Annotated in this window: 22 protein-coding genes; 13 read left to right on the top strand and 9 right to left on the bottom strand. The window is 63.2% G+C overall.

Annotated elements, in window-relative coordinates:
- Position 1: 1 nt before the first annotated feature.
- The 5 genes from tusC to AC5O5I_RS09025 all read left to right on the top strand — a co-directional run bounded on the left by tusC (position 2) and on the right by AC5O5I_RS09025 (position 3,041).
- Positions 2-361 carry a sulfurtransferase complex subunit TusC gene (gene tusC, locus AC5O5I_RS09045; protein ID WP_172218696.1) on the top strand — a complete coding sequence of 120 codons (360 nt, stop codon included), beginning with the start codon at positions 2-4 and terminating at the stop codon, positions 359-361.
- On the top strand, positions 361-657 hold the full coding sequence (gene tusB / locus AC5O5I_RS09040; protein ID WP_172218698.1) for a sulfurtransferase complex subunit TusB: 297 nt from the start codon (positions 361-363) through the stop codon (positions 655-657). The genes tusC and tusB overlap by 1 nt, the downstream gene beginning before the upstream one ends.
- Positions 654-989 (top strand): TusE/DsrC/DsvC family sulfur relay protein, encoded by a 336-nt coding sequence (locus tag AC5O5I_RS09035; protein ID WP_172218700.1) that lies wholly within the window; start codon positions 654-656, stop codon positions 987-989. The genes tusB and AC5O5I_RS09035 overlap by 4 nt, the downstream gene beginning before the upstream one ends.
- Complete coding sequence (locus tag AC5O5I_RS09030; RefSeq protein WP_494512375.1) at positions 986-1,987, top strand: glycosyl transferase family protein; 1,002 nt, start codon at positions 986-988, stop codon at positions 1,985-1,987. The genes AC5O5I_RS09035 and AC5O5I_RS09030 overlap by 4 nt, the downstream gene beginning before the upstream one ends.
- A gap of 94 nt (positions 1,988-2,081) precedes the next feature.
- A complete protein-coding gene (locus tag AC5O5I_RS09025) occupies positions 2,082-3,041 on the top strand; it encodes a glutathione S-transferase family protein (RefSeq protein WP_494512374.1) in 960 nt (319 codons plus the stop codon).
- Positions 3,042-3,075: 34 nt separating this feature from the next.
- Here the strand turns inward: AC5O5I_RS09025 and cysG are convergent, their stop codons facing one another.
- The 6 genes from cysG to AC5O5I_RS08995 form a co-directional block, all read right to left on the bottom strand.
- Entirely contained in the window at positions 3,076-4,467 is a 1,392-nt protein-coding gene (cysG, locus tag AC5O5I_RS09020; protein WP_494512373.1) for a siroheme synthase CysG, read from the bottom strand.
- Positions 4,468-5,748: a serine--tRNA ligase gene (serS, locus tag AC5O5I_RS09015; RefSeq protein WP_172218716.1), complete on the bottom strand. Its 1,281-nt coding sequence runs from the start codon at positions 5,746-5,748 to the stop codon at positions 4,468-4,470.
- A 30-nt stretch (positions 5,749-5,778) separates the two neighbouring features.
- A complete protein-coding gene (gene crcB / locus AC5O5I_RS09010; protein WP_172287109.1) occupies positions 5,779-6,153 on the bottom strand; it encodes a fluoride efflux transporter CrcB in 375 nt (124 codons plus the stop codon).
- Positions 6,150-7,475 carry a replication-associated recombination protein A gene (locus AC5O5I_RS09005; RefSeq protein WP_172218720.1) on the bottom strand — a complete coding sequence of 442 codons (1,326 nt, stop codon included), beginning with the start codon at positions 7,473-7,475 and terminating at the stop codon, positions 6,150-6,152. The genes crcB and AC5O5I_RS09005 overlap by 4 nt, the downstream gene beginning before the upstream one ends.
- Positions 7,476-7,487: 12 nt before the next feature.
- Complete coding sequence (lolA, locus tag AC5O5I_RS09000) at positions 7,488-8,111, bottom strand: outer membrane lipoprotein periplasmic chaperone LolA (protein ID WP_172218722.1); 624 nt, start codon at positions 8,109-8,111, stop codon at positions 7,488-7,490.
- Positions 8,112-8,173: 62 nt separating this feature from the next.
- On the bottom strand, positions 8,174-10,723 hold the full coding sequence (locus tag AC5O5I_RS08995; RefSeq protein ID WP_372242404.1) for a DNA translocase FtsK: 2,550 nt from the start codon (positions 10,721-10,723) through the stop codon (positions 8,174-8,176).
- 384 nt (positions 10,724-11,107) lie between these two features.
- Here AC5O5I_RS08995 and aat point away from each other — a divergent pair, with 384 nt between their 5' ends.
- From aat to infA, 3 genes are all read left to right on the top strand, one after another.
- The gene (aat, locus tag AC5O5I_RS08990) at positions 11,108-11,788 is read left to right on the top strand and encodes a leucyl/phenylalanyl-tRNA--protein transferase (protein WP_172233637.1); all 681 of its coding nucleotides are present in this window, start codon (positions 11,108-11,110) and stop codon (positions 11,786-11,788) included.
- Positions 11,789-11,856: 68 nt separating this feature from the next.
- On the top strand, positions 11,857-12,564 hold the full coding sequence (locus AC5O5I_RS08985) for an arginyltransferase (protein ID WP_172287106.1): 708 nt from the start codon (positions 11,857-11,859) through the stop codon (positions 12,562-12,564).
- Between the two features lie 102 nt (positions 12,565-12,666).
- Positions 12,667-12,885, top strand: coding sequence for a translation initiation factor IF-1 (gene infA / locus AC5O5I_RS08980; protein WP_002553999.1), 219 nt, complete (start codon positions 12,667-12,669; stop codon positions 12,883-12,885).
- A 170-nt stretch (positions 12,886-13,055) separates the two neighbouring features.
- Here infA and clpA read toward each other — a convergent pair whose 3' ends face one another.
- Positions 13,056-15,326, bottom strand: coding sequence for an ATP-dependent Clp protease ATP-binding subunit ClpA (gene clpA, locus AC5O5I_RS08975; RefSeq protein ID WP_172223309.1), 2,271 nt, complete (start codon positions 15,324-15,326; stop codon positions 13,056-13,058).
- Positions 15,327-15,356: 30 nt separating this feature from the next.
- Complete coding sequence (gene clpS, locus AC5O5I_RS08970; protein WP_009683116.1) at positions 15,357-15,719, bottom strand: ATP-dependent Clp protease adapter ClpS; 363 nt, start codon at positions 15,717-15,719, stop codon at positions 15,357-15,359.
- Positions 15,720-15,946: 227 nt separating this feature from the next.
- Between clpS and cspD the strand changes: the two genes are divergently transcribed.
- Positions 15,947-16,216 carry a cold shock domain-containing protein CspD gene (cspD, locus tag AC5O5I_RS08965; RefSeq protein WP_172223312.1) on the top strand — a complete coding sequence of 90 codons (270 nt, stop codon included), beginning with the start codon at positions 15,947-15,949 and terminating at the stop codon, positions 16,214-16,216.
- Positions 16,217-16,286: 70 nt separating this feature from the next.
- Here cspD and icd read toward each other — a convergent pair whose 3' ends face one another.
- The gene (gene icd, locus AC5O5I_RS08960; RefSeq protein ID WP_172223315.1) at positions 16,287-17,543 is read right to left on the bottom strand and encodes an NADP-dependent isocitrate dehydrogenase; all 1,257 of its coding nucleotides are present in this window, start codon (positions 17,541-17,543) and stop codon (positions 16,287-16,289) included.
- Between the two features lie 426 nt (positions 17,544-17,969).
- On the opposite strand from icd, the gene AC5O5I_RS08955 reads away from it, so the two are divergent.
- The 4 genes from AC5O5I_RS08955 (at position 17,970) to hflD (ending at position 22,572) form a co-directional block, all read left to right on the top strand.
- A complete protein-coding gene (locus AC5O5I_RS08955; protein ID WP_172223320.1) occupies positions 17,970-20,195 on the top strand; it encodes an NADP-dependent isocitrate dehydrogenase in 2,226 nt (741 codons plus the stop codon).
- A 129-nt stretch (positions 20,196-20,324) separates the two neighbouring features.
- On the top strand, positions 20,325-20,765 hold the full coding sequence (locus AC5O5I_RS08950; RefSeq protein WP_172223323.1) for an NUDIX hydrolase: 441 nt from the start codon (positions 20,325-20,327) through the stop codon (positions 20,763-20,765).
- 59 nt (positions 20,766-20,824) lie between these two features.
- Complete coding sequence (gene mnmA, locus AC5O5I_RS08945) at positions 20,825-21,949, top strand: tRNA 2-thiouridine(34) synthase MnmA (protein WP_172223327.1); 1,125 nt, start codon at positions 20,825-20,827, stop codon at positions 21,947-21,949.
- Complete coding sequence (gene hflD, locus AC5O5I_RS08940; RefSeq protein WP_172223330.1) at positions 21,946-22,572, top strand: high frequency lysogenization protein HflD; 627 nt, start codon at positions 21,946-21,948, stop codon at positions 22,570-22,572. Before mnmA ends, hflD begins: the two co-directional genes overlap by 4 nt.
- The last annotated feature ends 62 nt before the right edge of the window (positions 22,573-22,634 follow it).

Here is a 22,634-nt window from a genome sequence, read left to right as displayed (position 1 = left end):
TATGGCCAAATCCTTGCTGATCATCAGCCGCCAGGCGCCGTGGAATGGCCCATCGGCGCGCGAGGCACTGGACATCGCCCTGGCCGGCGGCGCGTTCGACCTGCCGCTGGGCATGCTGTTCCTCGACGATGGCGTGTTCCAGCTTGCGACGGACCAGCGCCCCACCGCCGTACAACAGAAGAACCTGGCCGCCAACCTGCAGGCGCTGCCGATGTTCGGGGTCGAGGACCTGTACGCCTGCAGCCACAGCCTCGCCCGCCGTGGCCTGGCAACCGACACCCTGGCACTGCCGGTGCAGGTACTCGATGACGCAGCGCTGGCCGCGCTGATTGCCCGCTTCGACCAGGTGGTAACGCTCTGATGACAACCCTGCATGTAATTGCCCACTCCCCGTTCGGCGACGAGCGCCTGGCCAGCTGCCTGCGGCTGCTCGGTGGCGATGACGCCGTGCTGCTGTGCGGCGACGCCGTTTATGCCCTGCGCAACGGCAGCGAACCGTACCGCCAGCTGCAAGCTGCCGGCCTGGCCCAACGCCTGTTCGCCCTGGATGAGGATATCCAGGCCCGTGCGGTCGGCAATGACCTGGCCAAGGCCGTGGACTACGCCGGGTTCGTCGAACTGTCGCTGCACTACGACAAGGTCAACAGCTGGTTATGAGCACACTCGACGTAGGCGATCAGGCGATCGCCCTGGACAAGGACGGCTTTCTGGTCGACCTGGAAGACTGGTCCCCCGCCGCCGCCGAAGCGCTGGCCGCGCGGGAGCACATTGCACTGACTGCGGACCACTGGGAAATCCTCGAGCTGCTGCGTCAGTTCTACCAGGAATACCAGCTGTCCCCGGCCACTCGCCCGCTGATCAAGTACACGGCCCTGAAGCTGGGCCCGGAAAAGGGCAACAGCCCGCACCTGAACCGCCTGTTCAACGGCACTCCCGCCAAACTCGCCGCCAAACTGGCGGGCCTGCCCAAGCCGACCAACTGCATATGAACGAACCACGCCCGCTTACCCTCGAAACTCCGGCCGAACACCCGTTTGCCGAATTTGTGCGCATTCTTGGCAAAGGCAAGCGCGGCGCGCGCGGCCTGACCCGCGAGGAGGCCCGCAGCGCCATGACCTTGCTGCTGGAAGGCAAAGTCGAGGATGCCCAGCTCGGTGCCTTCCTGATGCTGCTGCGGCACAAAGAGGAGAGCGCCGAGGAACTGGCCGGTTTCACCGAAGCGCTGCGTACACACCTGCAGGCCCCGGCCATCGCCGCGGACCTGGACTGGCCAACCTACGCCGGCAAGAAGCGCCACCTGCCCTGGTACCTGCTGGCGGCCAAATGCCTGGCCAGCAACGGCGTGCGCATCCTGATGCACGGCGGCGGTGCCCACACCGCCGGGCGCATGTACACCGAGCAGTTGCTTGGCCTGCTGCAAATCCCGCTGTGTCGCGACTGGGCTGCCGTCGACAACGCCCTCGACCAGCACCAGCTGGCGTTCTTCCCGCTGCAAGACTGGGCGCCACAGTTGCAGCGCATGATCGACCTGCGCAACACCCTCGGCCTGCGCTCGCCCATCCACTCGCTGGCCCGGGTGCTCAACCCGCTGGGCGCACGCTGCGGCCTGCAGAGCATCTTCCACCCGGGTTACCAGGCAGTGCACCGTGAGGCCAGCCGCCTACTGGGCGACCATGCCGTGGTGATCAAGGGTGATGGCGGCGAGATCGAGGTGAACCCGGATGTCATCAGCCACCTTTACGGCACCACCGCGGGCGAAGCATGGGACGAAGAGTGGCCGGCGTTGAGCGAGCGCCGCCACGTGAAACCGCCGAGTCTGCAACCCGAGCATCTGCTCGCGTTCTGGCGCGGTGAGGTCGAAGACAGCTACGCCGACAAGGCCGTGATCGCTACCATGGCCCTTGCCTTGCGCGGGCTGGGGCAGGATCGGGAACAGGCATTCGAGACCGCACGCAGCTACTGGAGCGGCCGAAACCGATCGATTTAACCGATCATAACCCCCGAGTCTTTGCGCTATTTGTTCGAACGATTTGGCCTAGACTGGGCTCCAACGACAAACAACTTTGTTCCAGGAGCTCAGCATGGGCCTTTTGATCGACGGTCGCTGGCATGACCAGTGGTATGAAAACGGCAAGGACGGCACGTTCAAACGGGAAAACGCCCAGCGCCGCAATTCGCTCCCCGCTCCCGAGGCGGGCCGTTATCACCTGTATGTGTCGCTGGCCTGCCCATGGGCTCACCGCACCCTGATCTTCCGCGCACTCAAGGGCCTGGAGCCGTTGATCGACGTATCCGTGGTCAGCTGGCTGATGCAGGACCATGGCTGGACCTTCGACCAGCAGCAAGGCTCGACGGGCGACCACCTTGACGCCCTGCAGTACATGCACCAGCGCTACACCCAGGATGACCCGCACTACACTGGCCGTGTGACCGTGCCCGTGCTGTGGGACAAGAAAGAGAAGCGAATCGTCAACAACGAGTCGGCCGAGATCATCCGCATCTTCAACAGCGCCTTCAACGAGCTGACCGGCAACACCCTGGACCTGTACCCCGAGCCGCTGCGCCCGACCATCGAGGCGCTGAACGAGCGAATCTACCCTGCGGTGAACAACGGCGTGTACCGCGCAGGCTTCGCCACCACGCAGGAGGCCTACGAGGCAGCGTTTGACCAGGTATTCAACGAACTGGATTACCTGGAAGACTTGCTGGGCCGCAATCGATACCTGGCGGGCGAGTACCTGACCGAGGCCGATGTGCGACTGTTTACCACGCTGGTGCGCTTCGATGCCGTGTACCACGGGCATTTCAAGTGCAACCTGCGACGCCTGAGCGATTACCACAACCTTTCAAACTGGCTGCGCGAGCTTTACCAGTGGCCGGGCGTGGCGGGCACGGTGAACATGGAGCATATCCAGAAGCACTATTACATGAGCCACAAGACCATCAACCCGAACGGGATCGTGCCCAAGGGGCCGCTGCAAGACTTCAACGCACCGCATGATCGGGCGCGGTTGGTGGGCAAGGGAATCTCGCAGGGTTGAGATCGTCGGGGGCTGCTTTGCAGCCCCAACAATATCAGCTGTTCTGCGAACCTTCGAACCAGGCCAGCTTTTCACGCAGTTGCACCACCTCCCCCACAATCACCAGGGTCGGCGCATGCACTTCATGCCGGGCCACCAACTCCGGCAAATCCGCCAAGGTACCAGTGAACACCCGCTGATTACGTGTAGTCCCCTGCTGCACCAACGCCGCCGGAGTACTGGCCGCACGCCCATGCCGAATCAACTCGGCACAAATCGTCGGCAAACCCACCAGCCCCATGTAGAACACCAAGGTCTGTGCCGGCGCCACCAGGTCATCCCAAGGCAAATTACTGGTGCCATCTTTCAGGTGCCCAGTGACGAAACGTACCGACTGGGCATAGTCGCGATGGGTCAGCGGAATGCCGCCATAGGCGGAACAGCCGCTAGCCGCAGTAATCCCCGGCACCACCTGGAACGGGATACCCTGCTCGGCCAGCTCTTCGATCTCCTCCCCACCGCGGCCAAAGATGAACGGATCGCCACCCTTCAGGCGCAGCACACGCTTGCCCTGCTGGGCCAGGTCGACCAGCAGGCGGTTGATCTGGTCCTGCGGCACGGCGTGGTCGGCGCGGCGTTTGCCTACGTAGATCCGCTCGGCATCGCGACGGCACATCTCGATGATCGCGGGCGCAACCAAACGGTCGTACAGCACCACATCGGCCTGCTGCATGAGGCGCAAGGCACGGAAGGTCAACAAGTCCGGATCGCCCGGCCCCGCGCCCACCAGATACACCTCGCCACCCTGCTGCACCGGCGCGCCGTCGACCATTGCCTGCAACAGGCGTTCGGCCTCGGCGCCCTGCCCGGCCAGCTGGCGCTCGGCAATCGGCCCCTGGAACACGGTTTCCCAGAAGCCACGGCGCTGGTTGACGTCCGGGTACAAGGTTTTGACCTTGTGCCGGAAGCGCGCTGCCAACCCGGCCAGCTCACCGTAGGCAGAAGGAACCCACGCCTCCAGTTTGGCGCGAATCAAGCGCGCCAGCACCGGGGCGTCGCCGCCACTGGAAACCGCAATCACCAACGGTGAACGGTCGACGATGGCGGGGAAAATAACCGTGCACAGGGCCGGTGCATCCACCACGTTGACCGGCAGGCTGAGAGCCTGGGCATCGGCCGACACCTGGGCGTTCAGCCCAGGGTCGTCGGTCGCCGCGATAACCAGCCGGCAACCGACCAGGTCGGCGGCCTGATAGCCACGCACCAGCACCTCACCGCCACCTTCCCTGGCCAATGCGGCCAACTGGCCGTCGACGTCCGGCGCCACCACGCGCAGCACGCTGCCGGCATCAGCCAGCAGCCGCGCCTTGCGCAAGGCGATTTCACCGCCGCCGACGACCAGCACACGGCCGCCCTGCAGCTTGTGGAACAGCGGCAGGTAATTCATTTAGCGGATGACCTCGACGCCGCCCATGTATGGCTTCAGCACTTCCGGTACCAGAATCGAACCGTCGGCCTGCTGGTAGTTTTCCAGCACGGCGACCAGGGTACGGCCTACGGCCAGGCCGGAGCCGTTGAGGGTGTGCACCAGCTCTGGCTTGCCGGTTTCCGGGTTGCGCCAACGCGCCTGCATGCGGCGCGCCTGGAAGTCGCCGCAGTTGGAGCACGAGCTGATTTCGCGGTATTTGTCCTGGCTCGGTACCCACACTTCCAGGTCGTAGGTTTTCACCGCGCCAAAGCCCATGTCGCCGGTGCACAGGGCCAGCACCCGGTACGGCAGCTCCAGCAGCTGCAGCACGCGCTCGGCATTGGCGGTCAGGCCTTCCAGCGCTTCCATCGACTTGGACGGCTCTACCACCTGCACCATCTCCACCTTGTCGAACTGGTGCTGGCGGATCATGCCGCGGGTGTCACGGCCCGACGCACCGGCTTCGCTGCGGAAGCACGGGGTGTGCGCGACGAGCTTCAGCGGCAGCTGCTTGGCGTCGAGGATTTCACCGGCCACCAGGTTGGTCAGCGACACTTCGGCGGTCGGGATCAGGTAGAAGTCAGCCTCACCTTCGCGGGTGATCTTGAACAGGTCTTCCTCGAACTTCGGCAGCTGACCGGTACCCTGCAGGGCCGGGGCCTGGACCAGGTACGGGGTGTAATGCTCCTCGTAGCCGTGCTCGCCGGTGTGCAGGTTGATCATGAACTGCGCCAGGGCGCGGTGCAGGCGGGCGATCGGGCCACGCAGCACGGCAAAGCGCGCGCCGGACAGCTTGGCGGCGGCTTCGAAGTCCAGGCCACCGCTGATTTCGCCGAGGGCGACGTGGTCCTTGATTTCGAAATCGAAGGCCTTCGGCGTGCCCCACTTGCGCACTTCGACGTTGTCATCTTCGCTGGCACCAACCGGTACGCTGGCGTCCGGCAGGTTGGGGATGGTCAGCAGGATGCCGTCCAGCTCCGCCTGAATCTCGTCCAGCTCGGTCTTGCCGGCGGCCAGCTCGTTGGCCATGCGCTCGACATCAGCCATCAGCGGCGCGATGTCCTCGCCCTTGGCCTTGGCCTGGCCGATGGATTTGGAGCGGGCGTTACGCTCGGCCTGCAGTTGCTCGGTGCGGGTCTGCACCGCCTTGCGGCGTTCTTCCAGTGATTCGATGCGCGCGACATCCAGGCTGAAGCCACGGGAGGCCAGGCGGTCCGCCACTTCCTGAAGTTGGCCGCGTAACAGTTTGGAATCGAGCATATCGTTCTCTCGTTATAGGTAGGTGTTGGTTCAGAATCGGGTCAGGGACAGGCCGGCCCATGTCGCGAGCAGGCCGCCCATCACGCTGATACCGGTATAGCCCAAAGCCAGGGGCACTTGCCCACTTTCGAGCAGGCGCACGGTATCGAGCGAGAAGGAGGAAAAGGTTGTAAGGCCACCCAGAAAGCCCACGATCAGCCCGGCACGCAGCTCGACCGGCACCATAGGCTTGTGCAGGAACAGGCCATAGAGCAGGCCGATCAGCAGGCAGCCGACCAGGTTGACCGCCAGCGTACCGAGATAGAAGTGCCGTGGCCAGTGAGTAGCTACCCAGTTGGTAGTGGCGAAACGCAGCAATGTACCGGCAATACCGCCCGCACTCACGGCCGCAACTAGTGCAATCACGGTTTTCTCCGCTGGCGGGGGCTGTTGCGGTCAAGCTCGGCCAGGTGGCGCAACTTCTCGCCAATCTTCAGCTCCAGGCCACGGGGCACCGGCTGATAGTACTGGCGCGGCTCGAGCTGATCGGGGAAGTAGTCTTCACCGGCCGCATAGGCATCAGGCTCGTCATGGGCATAGCGATATTCGTCGCCATAGCCCAGTTGCTTCATCAGCTTGGTGGGTGCGTTGCGCAGGTGCAGCGGCACTTCCAGCGACCCATGCTCCGCAGCTTCACGCAGGGCGGTCTTGAAGCCCACGTACACCGCGTTGCTCTTCGGTGCACAGGCAATGTAGGTGATGGCCTGGGCCACCGCCAGCTCGCCTTCGGGGCTGCCCAGGCGCTCTTGCACGTCCCAGGCTGCCAGGCACAGGCTGAGCGCGCGCGGGTCGGCGTTGCCGATGTCCTCGCTGGCCATGCGCACCACGCGGCGGGCGATGTACAGCGGGTCGCAGCCGCCGTCGAGCATGCGCGCAAACCAATACAAGGCGCCGTCGGGGTTGGAGCCGCGCACCGACTTGTGCAGCGCTGATATCTGGTCGTAGAACGCCTCGCCGCCCTTGTCGAAGCGCCGACGGCTGTCGCCCAGCAGGCTCTGCAGCATCTCGACATCTATCTCGCTGCCGTCTTCGGCCAGGTCCGAGGCGTTCTCGAGGAAGTTGAGCATGCGCCGGCCATCGCCATCGGCAGCGGCCATCAGCATCTTGAAAGCTTCGTCACCCACCCGCAGGTTGTGCTTGCCCAGGCCGCGCTCCTCGGTCAGCGCGCGGTTGACCAGCTTGCGCAGCGCGGCCTCGTCCAGGCTCTTGAGCACGTACACCCGCGCCCGCGACAACAAGGCGTTGTTCAGCTCGAACGAGGGGTTTTCGGTGGTGGCGCCGATGAACAGCAGCGTGCCGTCTTCCACATACGGCAGGAAGGCGTCCTGTTGCGACTTGTTGAAGCGGTGCACTTCATCGACGAACAGAATAGTGCGGCGGCCGTATTGGCCGGCCTGCTGCTTGGCCACCTCGACCGCCTGGCGGATCTCTTTGACCCCGGCCAGCACCGCCGACACGGTTTCAAAATGAGCATCGCAAAACTGCGCCAGCAGCCGCGCAAGGGTGGTCTTGCCCACCCCTGGCGGTCCCCAGAAGATCATCGAGTGCAGCGCACCCTGCTCCAGCGCCTCGCGCAGCGGTTTGCCGCGCGCCAGCAGGTGCTCCTGGCCGACGTACTCGTCCAGGTTGGACGGGCGCAGGCGGGCGGCCAGGGGCTGGGCGACGGGTTCGCTTCGAAACAGGTCCATGGCGAGCTCTGCTTACTCCTTGATCACATCCGCGCCTTTGGGAACGACGAAGGTGAACTGGTTGGCGGGCACCGGCTGGTTGGCCTTCACCCCGTTGAACAGGATATTGGTGCGTTGGCCGACGCTGTCGACCAGTTGCATGTCGTTGATCAACCCTTTGCGGAACGACACCCGCAGCGAGTCGAACAAGGTGTCCTTGGTCTTGGGCTTGAGGGTGAAGTCCATCACTTCGCCCTGCTCCTTGGAGGTGATGTCGAAGCTCTGGCTGATTTTCGACACATCACCGGACAGCAGCAGTGCCGGGGTCTGGTTCAGGCGCTGGTCGAGCTTCTTGATGGTGGCCTGTTCCAGGTCCGGGTCCCACAGGGTGACGTTCTTGCCGTCCGACACCACTACCTGCTCCTGCGGCGCATTGGTGTGCCAGTAGAACAGCCCCGGGCGCTTGACCGTCATCTTGCCCGAGGTTTCCTGCAGGCTGGTGCCATCGGCACCCAGGGTCAATTGAGAGAAGTTGGCCTCGATGGTTTGAGACTTTTCCAGCAACTGGGTCAGGCGTTGTACGTCTTGCTCACCGGCATAAGCAGTAACCGAGCCCAGGGTCAGGGCAGAAACCAACAGCATGCGAATCGCGCGCATGGGAATCCTCATCGAGCATTGAAAAGGCCTGGCGCCACCGTTGGCGCCCGGCAAGGTGTACATCAATCGCGCGGGCCGCCCGGGGCAATCACTTCCCGCGAACCGTTGCTGTTCATGGGGGTAACCACGCCGGCCATTTCCATGGCTTCGATCATGCGGGCGGCGCGGTTGTAGCCGATCTTCAGCTTGCGCTGCACGGCCGAAATGGAGGCGCGGCGGCTTTCCAGCACAAACTGCACGGCCTCATCATACAGGGCGTCGCTTTCCGAATCATCGCTGTCGCCGCCACCGCCGCCTTCAAAGCCGCTGCCGGCCTCTTCGACGCCGTTGAGGATATCGTCGTTGTAGTCCGGGGCGCCGCGCTGCTTCCACGCTTCCACCACGCGGTGCACCTCATCGTCGGACACGAACGCACCGTGCACACGGATCGGCAGGCTGGTGCCCGGCGGCATGTACAGCATGTCACCGTGGCCCAGCAACTGCTCGGCGCCACCCTGGTCGATGATGGTGCGCGAGTCGATCTTGCTCGACACCTGGAACGCCATGCGGGTCGGGATGTTGGCCTTGATCAGGCCGGTGATCACGTCCACCGAGGGGCGCTGGGTCGCCAGGATCAGGTGGATACCCGCCGCCCGCGCCTTCTGCGCGATACGGGCGATCAGCTCTTCGACCTTCTTGCCGACGATCATCATCATGTCGGCGAATTCGTCCACCACCACCACGATGGTCGGCAGGGTCTTCAGCGCCGGCGGCTCGTCGTCCATGCTTTCGCGGCGGTACAGCGGGTCATGGATGATTTCACCGGCCTCCTGGGCATCCTTGACCTTGCGGTTGAAGCCGGCCAGGTTACGCACGCCCATGGCCGCCATCAGCTTGTAGCGCCGCTCCATCTCGGCCACGCTCCAGCGCAGCGCGTTGGCGGCGTCCTTCATGTCGGTGACCACCGGGCAGAGCAGGTGCGGGATGCCTTCGTAGATCGACAGCTCGAGCATCTTCGGGTCGATCATGATCAGCCGCGCGTCTTCCGGGCTGGACTTGAACAGGATCGACAGGATCATCGCGTTGACACCCACCGACTTACCGGAACCGGTGGTACCGGCCACCAGCAGGTGAGGCATCTTGGCCAGGTCGGTGATGACCGGCTTGCCGCCGATATCGTGGCCAAGGGCCAGGGTGACCGGCGATTTCTGCTCGTCGTACTGCGGCGTGGCCAGCACTTCGGAGAAGCGCACCATTTGCCGGTTTTCGTTGGGGATCTCGATACCCACGGTGGTCTTGCCGGGGATGACCTCGACCACGCGCACGCTGGTCACTGCAATTGAGCGCGCCAGGTCCTTGGCCAGGTTGGAGATGCGGCTGACCTTGACGCCCGCGGCCGGCTGGATTTCGTAGCGGGTAATCACCGGGCCGGGGTGGATGGAGTCCACCGCCACTTCCACGCCGAACTCCTTGAGCTTGATTTCCAGCAGTTGCCCGACACTCGCCAGCGATTCCGGCGAATACTCGATCTTCTTCTGCTCGGCCGGATCAAGGATGGAGATCGGCGGCAAGGTGCCCTCCACCGCGCTGTCGACGAACAGCGGCGCCTGCTTCTCCTTCATCACCCGCTTGCTCGGCTCCGGCGCCCTGGCCTGGGCAGGTGCCGGGGGCACGATGGTCGGTGCCGCAGGTTGCTCGCGCTGCACCATCGGCTCGCGGGCAAGGGTGGGCTCGCGCGGCACCACAGGCTCGCGTGCAAGGGTCGGCTCACGTGGTGCAGCAGGCTGGGCGGGGGCCTCTTCACGCTTGAAGATCCGCTCGCGCAATGGCGGTTTGGCCGGCTCGCGCTTCTCGGCGGCCGCTGCCGGCGCCTTGAACACCGGTTCATCCTCGCGCAATTGCGCTTCGAGGCGCTTGCGCTCGTTGCGTGCTTCCCACCAGCGGTTGGCCGCACCCTGTACCAGCTCGAACAGGTCGAGGGTGATCTTGCCGGTCATGTCCATCACCTTGAACCACGACAGGTCGGTGAACACGGTCAGGCCGAACAGGAACAAGGCGATGAACATCAGCGTGCTGCCCTGCACGTTCAGCAGGCTGCGCGCCAGTTCGCCCAGGCTCTCGCCCAACGCGCCACCGGCGGAAAACGGCAGGCTTGCCGGCGGATGGAAATGAATATGCGCCAGGGCAGCGCCCGACAGCACCAGGAACACCAGGCCGATCAGCCGCCAGGAGAACAGCCAGCCGCTCCAGTCCCAGGGCTGGTGGCGCTGGCGGAAAATCTGCCAGGTCTTGATCCCCAGCAGCAACGGGAAGATATAGGCGAAGTAGCCCAGCACCATGAACAGGATGTCGGCGAAGTAGGCGCCGGCACGCCCGGCGGCGTTCTGCACCTGGTCGATGTTGCTGGTGTGGCTGAAGCCCGGGTCGGACGTGTCGTAGGTCAGCAGCGCCATCCACAGGTACAGGCACAGGGCGCCGACAGCGATCAACGCACCTTCCTTGAGGCGATAATGCAGCTGCTGCCGCCACAGGGGCACAGGCAAGGGAGCTGGGGTTGCGGTGGATTTCTTCAAAACGCGTCTATTCCTGCGCGTGCTGCGCGTCCAATAGTGATCGGCCGGCGGTGCGGCCAATGAACCACTACTTTTAACATTACTGCCCGCCAGCCGCCATGGCGGCACGCCGTATGGGAGGTTGGCCGGGTGCGACTTTCATATAGGTGCAATTTGAGCACGCATTTTCTTTTGTGACAAAGGCTTATGCTGTGTTTTTGCACAGGTGTGACAGCAAATGTAGCGGATGGTGCCTGCGATTTCATGAATGCGCAGGAAATTGCCTGATTTCCTGGCCTGTACCGGCCTCTTCGCCGGCTCGCCCGCTCCCACAGGTCCTGCGCCAGCCTGAAGACTGTGAGGTTCCTGTGGGAGCGGGCATGCCCGCGAAGAAGCCAAAGAGATTGACCCTGCTTTTCACCCGCGCCATGCTGCCCTCTCCCCTCCCCCACCGCACGAAAGACCATGCTCACCTGGCTGACTCGCGACTCGTTGACCTTCCCGCCCCTGGAAAAGGCCCTGCACGACCCCAACGGCCTGCTTGCCGCCGGCGGCGACCTGAGCCCCGAGCGCCTGGTACAGGCCTATCGCCACGGCTGCTTCCCCTGGTACCAGGACGGCCAGCCGATCCTCTGGTGGTCGCCCGACCCGCGCACCGTGCTGCTGCCGGACCAGCTGCACGTGTCGCGCTCGCTGGCCAAGCTGATCCGCCAGGGCCGCTACCAGGTCAGTTTCGACACCGACTTCCCGGCAGTGATCGCCGCCTGCGCCGCGCCACGCGACTATGCCGACGGCACCTGGATCACCGACACCATGCGCAACGCCTACTGCGAATTGCACCGCCGCGGTATCGCCCATTCTGTGGAAGTGCGCCAGGATGGCGAGCTGGTAGGTGGCCTGTACGGCCTTGCCATGGGCCAGCTGTTCTTCGGTGAGTCGATGTTCAGCCGCGCCGACAACGCCTCCAAGGTCGGCTTCGCAACCCTGGTCGAGCACCTGCGCCAGGCCGGGTTTGCCCTGATCGACTGCCAGATGCCGACCAACCACCTGCAAAGCCTGGGTGCGCAGGCCATCAGCCGCGCCGAATTCGCCGGCTACCTGGCCCGCTACCTCGACCAGCCCAACAGCGCCACCTGGGTTGTCTAGATGGGTTGCCTAGGCGAGTTCGCAGAGCTGGCTTACACTTAAAACAAAGTCACACCGAGGGGTTGATCATGACAGAGTTGGCGCGGTTGAAGTTTTATGCCACTCAACCCCACTCCTGCAGCTACCTGCCTGATGAGCAGGCGACCACGCTGTTCCTCGACCCCAGCCAGCCGATGGACGTGAACGTGTACGCCGACCTGTCGGAAATGGGCTTCCGCCGCAGCGGCGACCACCTGTACCGCCCGCATTGCCAGAACTGCAACGCGTGCGTGCCGGCGCGCATCCCGGCGGCGCGCTTCATACCCAACCGCCAGCAACGGCGCATCCTCAAGCGCAACGCCGACCTGACCGTGACTGCGGCGCGCCCGGCGTTCAAGGAAGAGTACTTCGAGCTGTACCGGCGCTATATCGAAACCCGTCACGCCGACGGCGACATGTACCCGCCAAGCCGCGATCAGTTCTCCACCTTCCTGGTGCGCGACTTGCCGTTCTGCTGGTTCTACGAGTTCCGCCTGGCGGGCCGCTTGCTGGCGGTGGCGGTGTGCGACCTGCTGCCCAACGGCCTGTCCGCGGTGTACACCTTCTACGAGCCCGACGAAGAACGCCGCAGCCTGGGGCGCTTTGCCATCCTCTGGCAGATCACCGAAGCGGTGCGCCAGGATCTGGAGGCCGTGTATCTGGGTTACTGGATCAAGAACTGCAAGAAAATGAACTACAAGACCCAGTACCGCCCGATCGAACTGCTGATCAACCAGCGCTGGGTCACCCTCAACTGAAAGCATTGGCTTGAAACACTATTTTCCGGCATAATCCACGCCACTTTTTTGCCCGGTGCGGTTATGCGTCGGGCCAACACTGGACACCGAGGGCTCAACTGCATGTCGAAAGAAGACAGCTTCGAAATGGAAGGTACTGTCGTCGACACCCTGCCCAACACCATGTTCCGCGTGGAGTTGGAAAACGGGCACGTCGTAACCGCGCACATCTCCGGAAAGATGCGCAAAAACTACATCCGTATTCTCACTGGCGACAAGGTTCGCGTCGAGCTGACGCCGTACGACCTGAGCAAGGGCCGCATCACCTACCGTGCGCGCTAAGCTCCAGCCATGAAAAAGCCCGGCCATGTGCCGGGCTTTTTTGTGCTTCCGAGATTGCAAGGGGCTACTTTGCAGCCATTCGCAGCACAAGGCTGCTCCTACACGATGGCGCATCGCCGTTGCAGGAGCAGCCTTGTGCTGCGAATGGGCCGCAAAGCGGCCCCGACGCATCAGGCCACCTCGGCCGTGGTCTCGAAGTCGAACACCAGCTCGCCATCGCGCAGGTCGATGTGCACCACGCCGCCATGCTCGGCCAGCTCCCCAAACAGGATCTCTTCGGCCAGCGGCCGCTTGATCTTGTCCTGGATCAGCCGCGCCATCGGCCGCGCGCCCATCTGCACGTCGTAGCCCGACGCCGCCAGCCAGCCACGCGCGTCATTGCTGACTTCCAGCAGCACACGCTTGTCTTCCAGCTGCGCCTGCAGTTCGATGAGGAACTTGTCGACGATACTTTTGATGGTCTCGTGACTGAGGCGGCCGAACTGGATGATGGTATCCAGACGGTTGCGGAATTCCGGCGTGAAGCTTTTGCGGATGACTTCCATGGCATCGGACGCGTGGTCCTGATGGGTGAAGCCGATCGAGGCCCGTGCCGCGGTTTCCGCGCCAGCGTTGGTGGTCATGATCAGGATCACGTTACGGAAGTCGGCCTTGCGCCCGTTGTTGTCGGTCAGGGTCCCGTGGTCCATCACCTGCAACAGCAGGTTGAAGACTTCGGGGTGGGCCTTCTCGATTTCATCGAGCAACAACACGCAGTGCGGCTGCTTGGTGATGGCTTCGGTCAGCAAACCGCCCTGGTCGAACCCGACATAGCCTGGCGGCGCACCGATCAGGCGCGACACAGTGTGGCGCTCCATGTATTCGGACATGTCGAAGCGTACCAACTCGACACCCAGCGCCTTGGCCAGCTGACGCGCCGCCTCGGTCTTGCCGACGCCGGTAGGGCCGGCGAAGAGGAACGAGCCCACCGGCTTGTCGGGCGCCTTGAGGCCGGCACGGGACAGCTTGATGGCGGTCGACAGCGAGTCGATGGCCGGGTCCTGGCCGAACACGGTCAGCTTCAGATCGCGCTCCAGGTTGCGCAGCAGCTCCTTGTCGGAACTGCTGACGTGTTTTGGCGGAATGCGCGCGATCTTGGCGACAATGTCTTCGACCTGCGGCACCTCGATACGCTTGACGCGGTTGGCCTCCGGCTGCAGACGCTGGTAGGCACCGGCCTCGTCGATCACGTCAATGGCCTTGTCCGGCATGTGGCGATCGTTGATATAGCGCGAAGCCAGCTCGGCGGCAGCACGCAGTGCTTCGTCGCTGTACTCGATGTTGTGGTGGCTTTCGAAACGCCCCTTCAGGCCACGCAGAATGCCCACGGTGTCTTCCACCGACGGCTCGCTGACGTCCACCTTCTGGAAGCGCCGCGCCAAGGCGCGGTCTTTTTCGAAGATACCGCGAAATTCCTGGAAGGTGGTCGAGCCGATGCAACGGATTTCACCGGACGACAACAGTGGCTTGAGCAGGTTGGACGCATCCATCACCCCGCCCGACGCCGCACCGGCACCGATGATGGTGTGGATTTCGTCGATGAACAGGATGGCCTGCGGGCGCTTGCGCAGTTCACCGAGCAGCGCCTTGAAGCGCTTCTCGAAGTCGCCGCGGTACTTGGTACCGGCCAGCAGCGCGCCCAAGTCAAGGGAGTACACCACGCTCTGCGCCAGCAGGTCAGGCACCTGGCCATCGACGATGCGCTTGGCCAGGCCTTCGGCGATGGCTGTCTTGCCCACGCCAGCCTCACCCACCAGCAGCGGGTTGTTCTTGCGCCGACGGGCAAGGATCTGCGCCACGCGCTCCACTTCCTGCTCACGACCCACCAGCGGGTCGATACGACCGGCTCGCGCAAGCTCGTTCAGGTTACTGGCGTAGGCGTCCAGCGGGTTGCTCGAAGAGGAGGTCTCACCGCCCTCCTCGTCCTGCATTTCAGGGTCGCTATCAGCATTGGAACCATGGCCTGGCACCTTGGAGATGCCATGCGCGATGTAGTTGACCACATCGATGCGGGCCACGCTCTGCTGCTTGAGCAGGAACACGGCCTGGCTTTCCTGTTCGCTGAATATCGCCACCAGCACGTTGGCCCCGGTGACTTCGCGCTTGCCGGAGCTTTGCACGTGGAACACGGCACGCTGCAGCACACGCTGGAAGCCCAGCGTCGGCTGGGTTTCCCGGTCCTCGTCGTTGACCGGAATCAACGGCGTGGTGGAATCGATGAACTCTTGCAGGTCATGCTTGAGTTTGTCGAGATTGGCGCCACAGGCGCGCAGAACGGTCGCGGCAGCCTCATTGTCAAGGAGTGCCAGCAGCAGATGTTCGACGGTCATGAATTCATGACGTTTCGAACGGGCCTCCTTGAAGGCAAGATTGAGGGTGACTTCGAGCTCGCGGTTTAACATAGCTTCACCTCATACCCAAGTGGTCGGCGATTAACCGTCCTTCTCGATTTCACAGAGTAGCGGATGCTGGCTTTCCCTGGCGTATTGGTTGACCTGCATGGCCTTTGTTTCGGCGATGTCACGGGTAAACAATCCGCACACTGCCCGCCCCTCGGTATGGACGGTCAGCATGATCTTGGTCGCCAGCTCGCGGTTCAGACTGAAGAACGTCTCGAGCACTTCGACGACGAAATCCATTGGCGTGTAGTCATCGTTGAACAAAACCACCTTGTACATCGGTGGCGCCTGCAGGATCGGCTTGGCTTCCTGAACCGCCAGACCAGAGCCATCGTCCTCGTTGGATTGAGGGCGATCCTGATTGAATGTTAGTCGAATCTGGCTGTGTGCATGCATGGAAAGAATTTCATCACATCGACAGGTTAAGGTTGTGGGTTGACCCTGCAAACGGCTAATCGTGCGGCCGCCGCATGACCTTGACTATCGGCAAAACGGTGTTACAACCAATAAGAACCCACCGTGGTCGATAAAGATCCGCGCAGTCAACCCGATTTTCGCAGGTTCGTATGCGGATGAAGTGGATGATACTCCAGTGATGGAGTCCTTTGCAGAGGGACATAGGGATGGCAAGCGGTAAAGTCAAGTGGTTCAACAATGCCAAGGGCTACGGATTCATCAATGAAGAGGGCAAACCCGACGACCTGTTCGCCCATTACTCGGCGATCCGGATGGACGGTTACAAAACCCTCAAGGCCGGCCAATCTGTGGTGTTCGACATCATTCAAGGCCCCAAGGGCCTGCATGCCACGGACATCAGGGACGCGTCAGTAGCCGCCGCAGAGGCCGCAGCCAAAACTGCCGGCCACTCCGAGAGCGAAACTGTGCGCGCCTGACCAGCCCGCTTCTGCCGGTATACGAAAAAACCGGCCGCTTCTTTATCGAAGCGGCCGGTTTTGTGTTGCCTTACATATGCTTGATCATTTCATCGCCAAAGCCCGAACTGCCCACCAGCGTGGCGCCGTCCATCAGCCGCTCGAAGTCGTAGGTCACGGTCTTGGCCGCAATCGCGCCATTGGTGCCCTTGATGATCAGGTCGGCGGCTTCGGTCCAGCCCATGTGCCGTAGCATCATCTCTGCCGACAGGATCACCGAACCCGGGTTGACCTTGTCCTGCCCGGCGTACTTGGGCGCGGTGCCGTGGGTGGCTTCGAACATGGCCACGGTGTCGGACAGGTTGGCGCCCGGCGCAATGCCAATGCCGCCCACTTCCGCCGCCAGGGCATCGGACAGGTAGTCACCGTTGAGGTTGAGGGTAGCGATCACGTCGTACTCGGCCGGGCGCAGCAAAATCTGCTGCAGCATGGCGTCGGCAATGGCGTCCTTGACGATGACCTCGCGGCCGGTTTTGGGGTTCTTGAACTTCATCCAGGGGCCGCCGTCGAGCAGTTCGGCACCAAACTCGTCACGTGCCACCTCGTACCCCCAGTCCTTGAAGGCACCTTCGGTGAACTTCATGATATTGCCCTTGTGCACCAGGGTGAGCGACTCGCGGTCGTTGTCCACCACGTATTGCAGGGCCTTGCGCACCAGGCGCTTGGTGCCCTCGAGGGACACCGGTTTGACGCCAATGCCGCAGTCCTGGTCGAAGCGGATCTTGGTGACGCCCATTTCCTCCTTGAGGAACTTGATCACCTTGTTCGCCTCCGGCGAGCCCGCCTTCCACTCGATGCCGGCGTAGATGTCCTCGGAGTTCTCACGGAAGATCACCATGTCGACATCGCCTGGCTTTTTCACCGGGCTGGGCACGCCCTCGAACCACAGCACCGGGCGCAGGCACACGTAAAGGTCGAGCTGCTGACGCAGCGCCACGTTCAGCGAGCGGATGCCGCCGCCGACCGGCGTGGTCAGCGGGCCCTTGATCGACACCACGTAATCGCGCACGGCATCGAGGGTTTCCTGTGGCAGCCAGGTGTCCTGGTCGTACACCTGGGTGGCTTTTTCGCCGGCGTACACTTCCATCCAGGCGATCTTGCGCTTGCCGCCGTAGGCCTTTTGCACAGCGGCGTCGACCACCTTGATCATCACCGGTGAAACATCCACGCCAATCCCGTCGCCTTCGATATAAGGAATGATCGGGTTGTCAGGCACATTGAGCGAATGGTCTGCATTGACGGTGATCTTGGTGCCGTCGGTCGGAACCTTGATTTTCTGGTATCCCATGCTTGCACTACTCCGCTTTCGGGTGTGATTGGACATCCTGCAATCCAATCAGCCTAAACCACATCTGCCGACCTGCAAGGCATGCGACAACCCGCCACATTGCGGCTACGTCTTTGGTCTTATAAATGGGCCGATATCACTTGGCCTTGCTGATTAGCCCGAATGGTTTGGTATACTCCGCCGCGACCGTAGGGTCATCGGGGCGAATCCCAGGAAAATGCGGACCGCCCTCGGCCAGGAAAGGAGACCGAGCCTGGCCACTCAGCCTGGGCTGTTACCGCAGCTCGGCACTTGACGCTCGACTGATGCATCCACCATCACCGCTCGCAGCCTCTCGACTTTCCGCTCATGGCGTTGCCAGGGCGATGCGCCTACCCTGCGCAGCACGAGACTCGAGCAAGCTCAGCACACAGAGAGTTAACCCGCATGCCCACCCGTTCCAAGATCATCTATACCTTCACCGACGAAGCCCCCGCCCTCGCCACCTACTCGCTGCTGCCGATCGTCGAAGCCTTCACCGCCTCGGCTGACATCGCCGTCGAAACTCGCGACATCTCCCTGGCTGGCCGCATCCTCGCCGCCTTCCCGGAGCAACTGGGCGCAGAGAAGCAAGTAGGCGATCACCTGGCGGAACTGGGTCAGCTGGCTACCACCCCTGAAGCCAACATCATCAAGCTGCCCAACATCAGCGCCTCGGTACCGCAGCTCAAGGCCGCGATCAAGGAGCTGCAGGGCAAGGGCTTCAACATCCCCGACTACGCCGACGAGCCGGCCACTGCGGACGAAAAAGAGTCCCGTGCCCGCTACGACCGCATCAAGGGTTCGGCCGTGAACCCGGTGCTGCGCGAAGGCAACTCCGACCGCCGCGCACCGCTGTCGGTGAAGAACTACGCCCGCAAGCACCCGCACAAGATGGGCGCCTGGGCCGCCGACTCCAAGTCGCACGTTGCCCACATGACCCAGGGCGACTTCTACGGCAGCGAGAAAGCCGCGCTGATCGACGCTGACGACAGCCTGCGCATCGAGCTGGTCGGCAAAGACGGCAGCACCACCGTGCTGAAAGAAAAAACCGCGGTCAAGGCTGCCGAAATCATTGACTGCGCCACCATGAGCCGCAAGGCCCTGAAAGCCTTCATCGCCGAGCAGATCGCCGATGCCAAGGCCGCTGGCGTACTGCTGTCGGTGCACCTGAAAGCCACCATGATGAAGGTCTCCGACCCGATCATGTTCGGCGTCATCGTCGAAGAATTCTATAACGATGTGCTGGCCAAGCACGCCGCCGCGCTGGCCCAGGTAGGCTTCAACGCCAACAACGGCATCGGCGACCTGTACGCCCGCATCAAGGACCTGCCAGCCGCCCAGCAGGCCGAGATCGAAGCCGATATCCAGGCCCTGTATGCCGAGCGCCCGGCGCTGGCCATGGTCAACTCCGACAAGGGCATCACCAACCTGCACGTGCCAAGCGACGTTATCGTCGACGCCTCGATGCCGGCCATGATCCGTGACTCGGGCAAGATGTGGAACACCGCCGGCGAACTGCAAGACGCCAAGGCCGTGATCCCGGACCGCTGCTACGCCGGCATCTACCAGGCCACCATCGAAGACTGCAAGGCCAACGGCGCATTCGACCCGACCACCATGGGCAGCGTGCCGAACGTTGGCCTGATGGCGCAAAAGGCCGAAGAGTACGGTTCCCACGACAAGACCTTCCAGATCAAGGCCGACGGCGTCGTGCGCGTGGTCGATGGCAAGGGCAAGGTGGTGCTGGAGCAGCACGTCGAAGCCGGTGACATCTTCCGCATGTGCCAGACCAAGGACGCGCCGATCCAGGACTGGGTCAAGCTGGCCGTCAACCGCGCCCGCCTGAGCAGCACCCCTGCGGTGTTCTGGCTGGACCCGGCCCGCGCCCACGACGGCGTGATGATCGAGAAGGTACAAAAGTACCTGAAGGATCACGACACCGCTGGCCTGGACATCCGCGTACTGCCTCCGGTTGAAGCCATCAAGTTCTCCCTGGCCCGCATCCGCGAAGGCAAGGACACCATCTCGGTGACCGGCAACGTGCTGCGCGACTACCTGACCGACCTGTTCCCGATCATGGAACTGGGCACCAGCGCCAAGATGCTGTCGATCGTGCCGCTGATGAACGGCGGTGGCCTGTTCGAAACCGGCGCCGGCGGTTCGGCACCGAAGCACGTACAGCAGCTGGTGGAAGAGAACTTCCTGCGCTGGGACTCGCTGGGTGAATTCCTGGCCCTGGCCGCTTCCCTGGAGCACCTGGGCAACACCTACGACAACCCGCGCGCCAAAGTGCTGGCCGACACCCTGGACCAGGCAACCGGCAAGTTCCTGGACACCAACAAGTCGCCTTCGCGCAAAGTCGGTGGTATCGACAACCGCGGCAGCCACTTCTACCTGACCCTGTACTGGGCCCAGGCCCTGGCTGCACAGAGCGACGACGCTGCCCTGCAGGCACGCTTCGCGCCACTGGCCAAGACCCTGAGCGAGAACGAGGAGACCATCGTCGCCGAGCTCAACGCTGTCCAGGGCAAGCCGGTCGACATCGGTGGCTACTACGCCCCGGATGCCGAGCTGACCGCCAAGGTGATGCGCCCAAGCCAGACCCTGAACAGCGCCATTGCTGCCCTGTAAGGTTCGCTTGAAGTAAACCCGCAAACCCCGGCCACGCACCGGGGTTTGTGCTTTCTGGATAAATGATATCTAGCGGCCAACCTGAAACCCGCTCCCACAGGGTCCGATCAGGCCGTTACGGAGCTATCAATGACCTGGCAACCCCACATCACCGTCGCCACCATCGTCGAACACGAAGGCAGGTTCCTCTTCGTCGAAGAATTCAAAGCGGGCCAACACGTCTTCAACCAACCCGCCGGCCACCTGGAGCCCTTTGAGACCCTGCCCCAGGCCGCCCTGCGCGAAACCCTCGAAGAAACCGCCTGGGAAGTCGAGCTCATCGGCCTGGTCGGCATCTACCTCTACACCGCCCCCAGCAATGGCGTCACCTACCAGCGCATCTGCTTCGCCGCCCGCCCCGTGCGCCACCACCAGGACCTGGCCCTGGACAGCGACATCGTCCGCGCCGTGTGGCTGACCCGTGACGAACTGCTGGCCGACCCCGCCCGCTGGCGCAGCGAGCTGGTACCACGCTGCCTCGACGACTACCTCAACGGCCCATTGCACAGCCTGGACCTGCTACGCGACTGACGCCGCGCTGCGGGTTTGATAGAATCGGCGTTTTTCCCCTTTGATACACACCGGTACCCATGACCAGCCCAGCACTCAAAGACCCCGCCAAGACCCGCGTCATCGTCGGCATGTCCGGCGGCGTGGACTCTTCCGTCTCCGCCCTTCTGCTCATGGAACAGGGCTACCAGGTGGAAGGGCTGTTCATGAAGAACTGGGAAGAAGACGACGGCACCGAATACTGCACCGCCCGTGAAGACCTGGCCGACGCCCAGGCCGTGTGCGACCGCATCGGCATCAAGCTGCACACCGCCAACTTCGCCGCCGAGTACTGGGACCACGTGTTCGAGCACTTCCTTGAAGAGTACAAGGCCGGCCGCACGCCCAACCCGGACATCCTCTGCAACCGCGAAATCAAGTTCAAGGCGTTTCTCGACTACGCCCTGTCGCTGGGTGCCGACCTGATCGCCACCGGCCACTACGTACGCCGCCGCGACACCGGTGACCTCACCGAACTGCTCAAGGGCCTGGACCCGAACAAGGACCAGAGCTATTTCCTGCATGCCGTCGGTGGCACGGAAATCGCCCGCACGCTGTTCCCGGTCGGCGAGCTGGAAAAGCCCGAAGTGCGCGCCATTGCCGAAAAACACGGCCTGGCCACTGCCAAGAAGAAGGATTCCACCGGCATCTGCTTCATTGGCGAACGCCGCTTCAGCGACTTCCTCAAGCAGTACCTGCCGGCGCAGCCGGGTGAAATCCAGACCACCGACGGTGAAGTGATCGGTCGCCACCATGGCTTGATGTACCACACCATCGGCCAGCGTCAGGGCCTGGGCATCGGTGGCCTGAAGGACGCTGGCGACGAGCCGTGGTACGTGCTGCACAAGGACCTGGAGCGCAACGTGCTGGTGGTCGGCCAGGGCAACGAACACCCTTGGCTGTTCTCCCGCGCCCTGCTCGCTTCGGACATTTTCTGGGTCAACCCGATCGACCTAGGCAGCCCGCGCCAGCTCACGGCCAAGGTGCGCTATCGCCAGAGCGACCAGCAGTGCACGCTGGAGCGCACCGCCAGCGGCTACCGCGCCGTGTTCGTCGAGCCGCAGCGCGCCGTTACCCCAGGCCAGTCGGTGGTGTTCTACGATGGCGAGGTGTGCCTGGGCGGCGGCGTCATCGAAACTGCCGAACCATGGAGCCCGCACGCATGAGCAACCTGCAGGAGCAGCTGATTGCGTTGGGTGGCGTATTCCAGGCCGCCGTGCTGGTCGACCGCATCGCCCGCACCGGCCAGGCGAGCGAGGCCAACATCGGCTGCATGCTGGGCAGCCTGCTGGTGCGTGACCCCAAGGACACCCTGGAGGTGTTCGGCGGTGACGACCTGAACCTGCGCGACGGCTACCGCGCCCTGGTCGGCGCCCTGGAGCGCGACCCCAACAGCCTGCAACGCGAACCACTGCGCTATGCGCTGTCGATGCTGGGCCTGGAGCGCCAGCTGAACAAGCGTGGCGACCTGCTCGACACCATCGGCAACCGCCTGCCGCAAATCCAGTCCCAGGCCGAGCATTTTGGCCTGGTTCACGAAAACGTCATCGCTTCCAGCGGAGCCTTGTACCAGGACACCCTCAGCACCTTGCGCCAGCGCATCCAGGTGCATGGCGACATGCGTTTCCTGCAACAGCCCAACAACGCCTCGAAAATCCGCGCCCTGCTGCTGGCCGGTATCCGCGCCGCGCGCCTGTGGCGCCAGCTGGGCGGCCATCGCTGGCAACTGGTGTTCAGCCGGCGCAAGCTGCTCAACGAACTGTACGACATGATGCGCAGCCCCTCCTGACTGGGGGTTGACAGTTCCGGCCTCATCGCCGGCAAGCCAGCTCCCACAGGGTTTGCACTGTG

The organism is Pseudomonas sp. 9_2_1, assembly GCF_059295275.1.
Note: the sequence above shows the minus strand (reverse complement) of the source record. Positions and strands in the feature narration are given on the sequence as shown.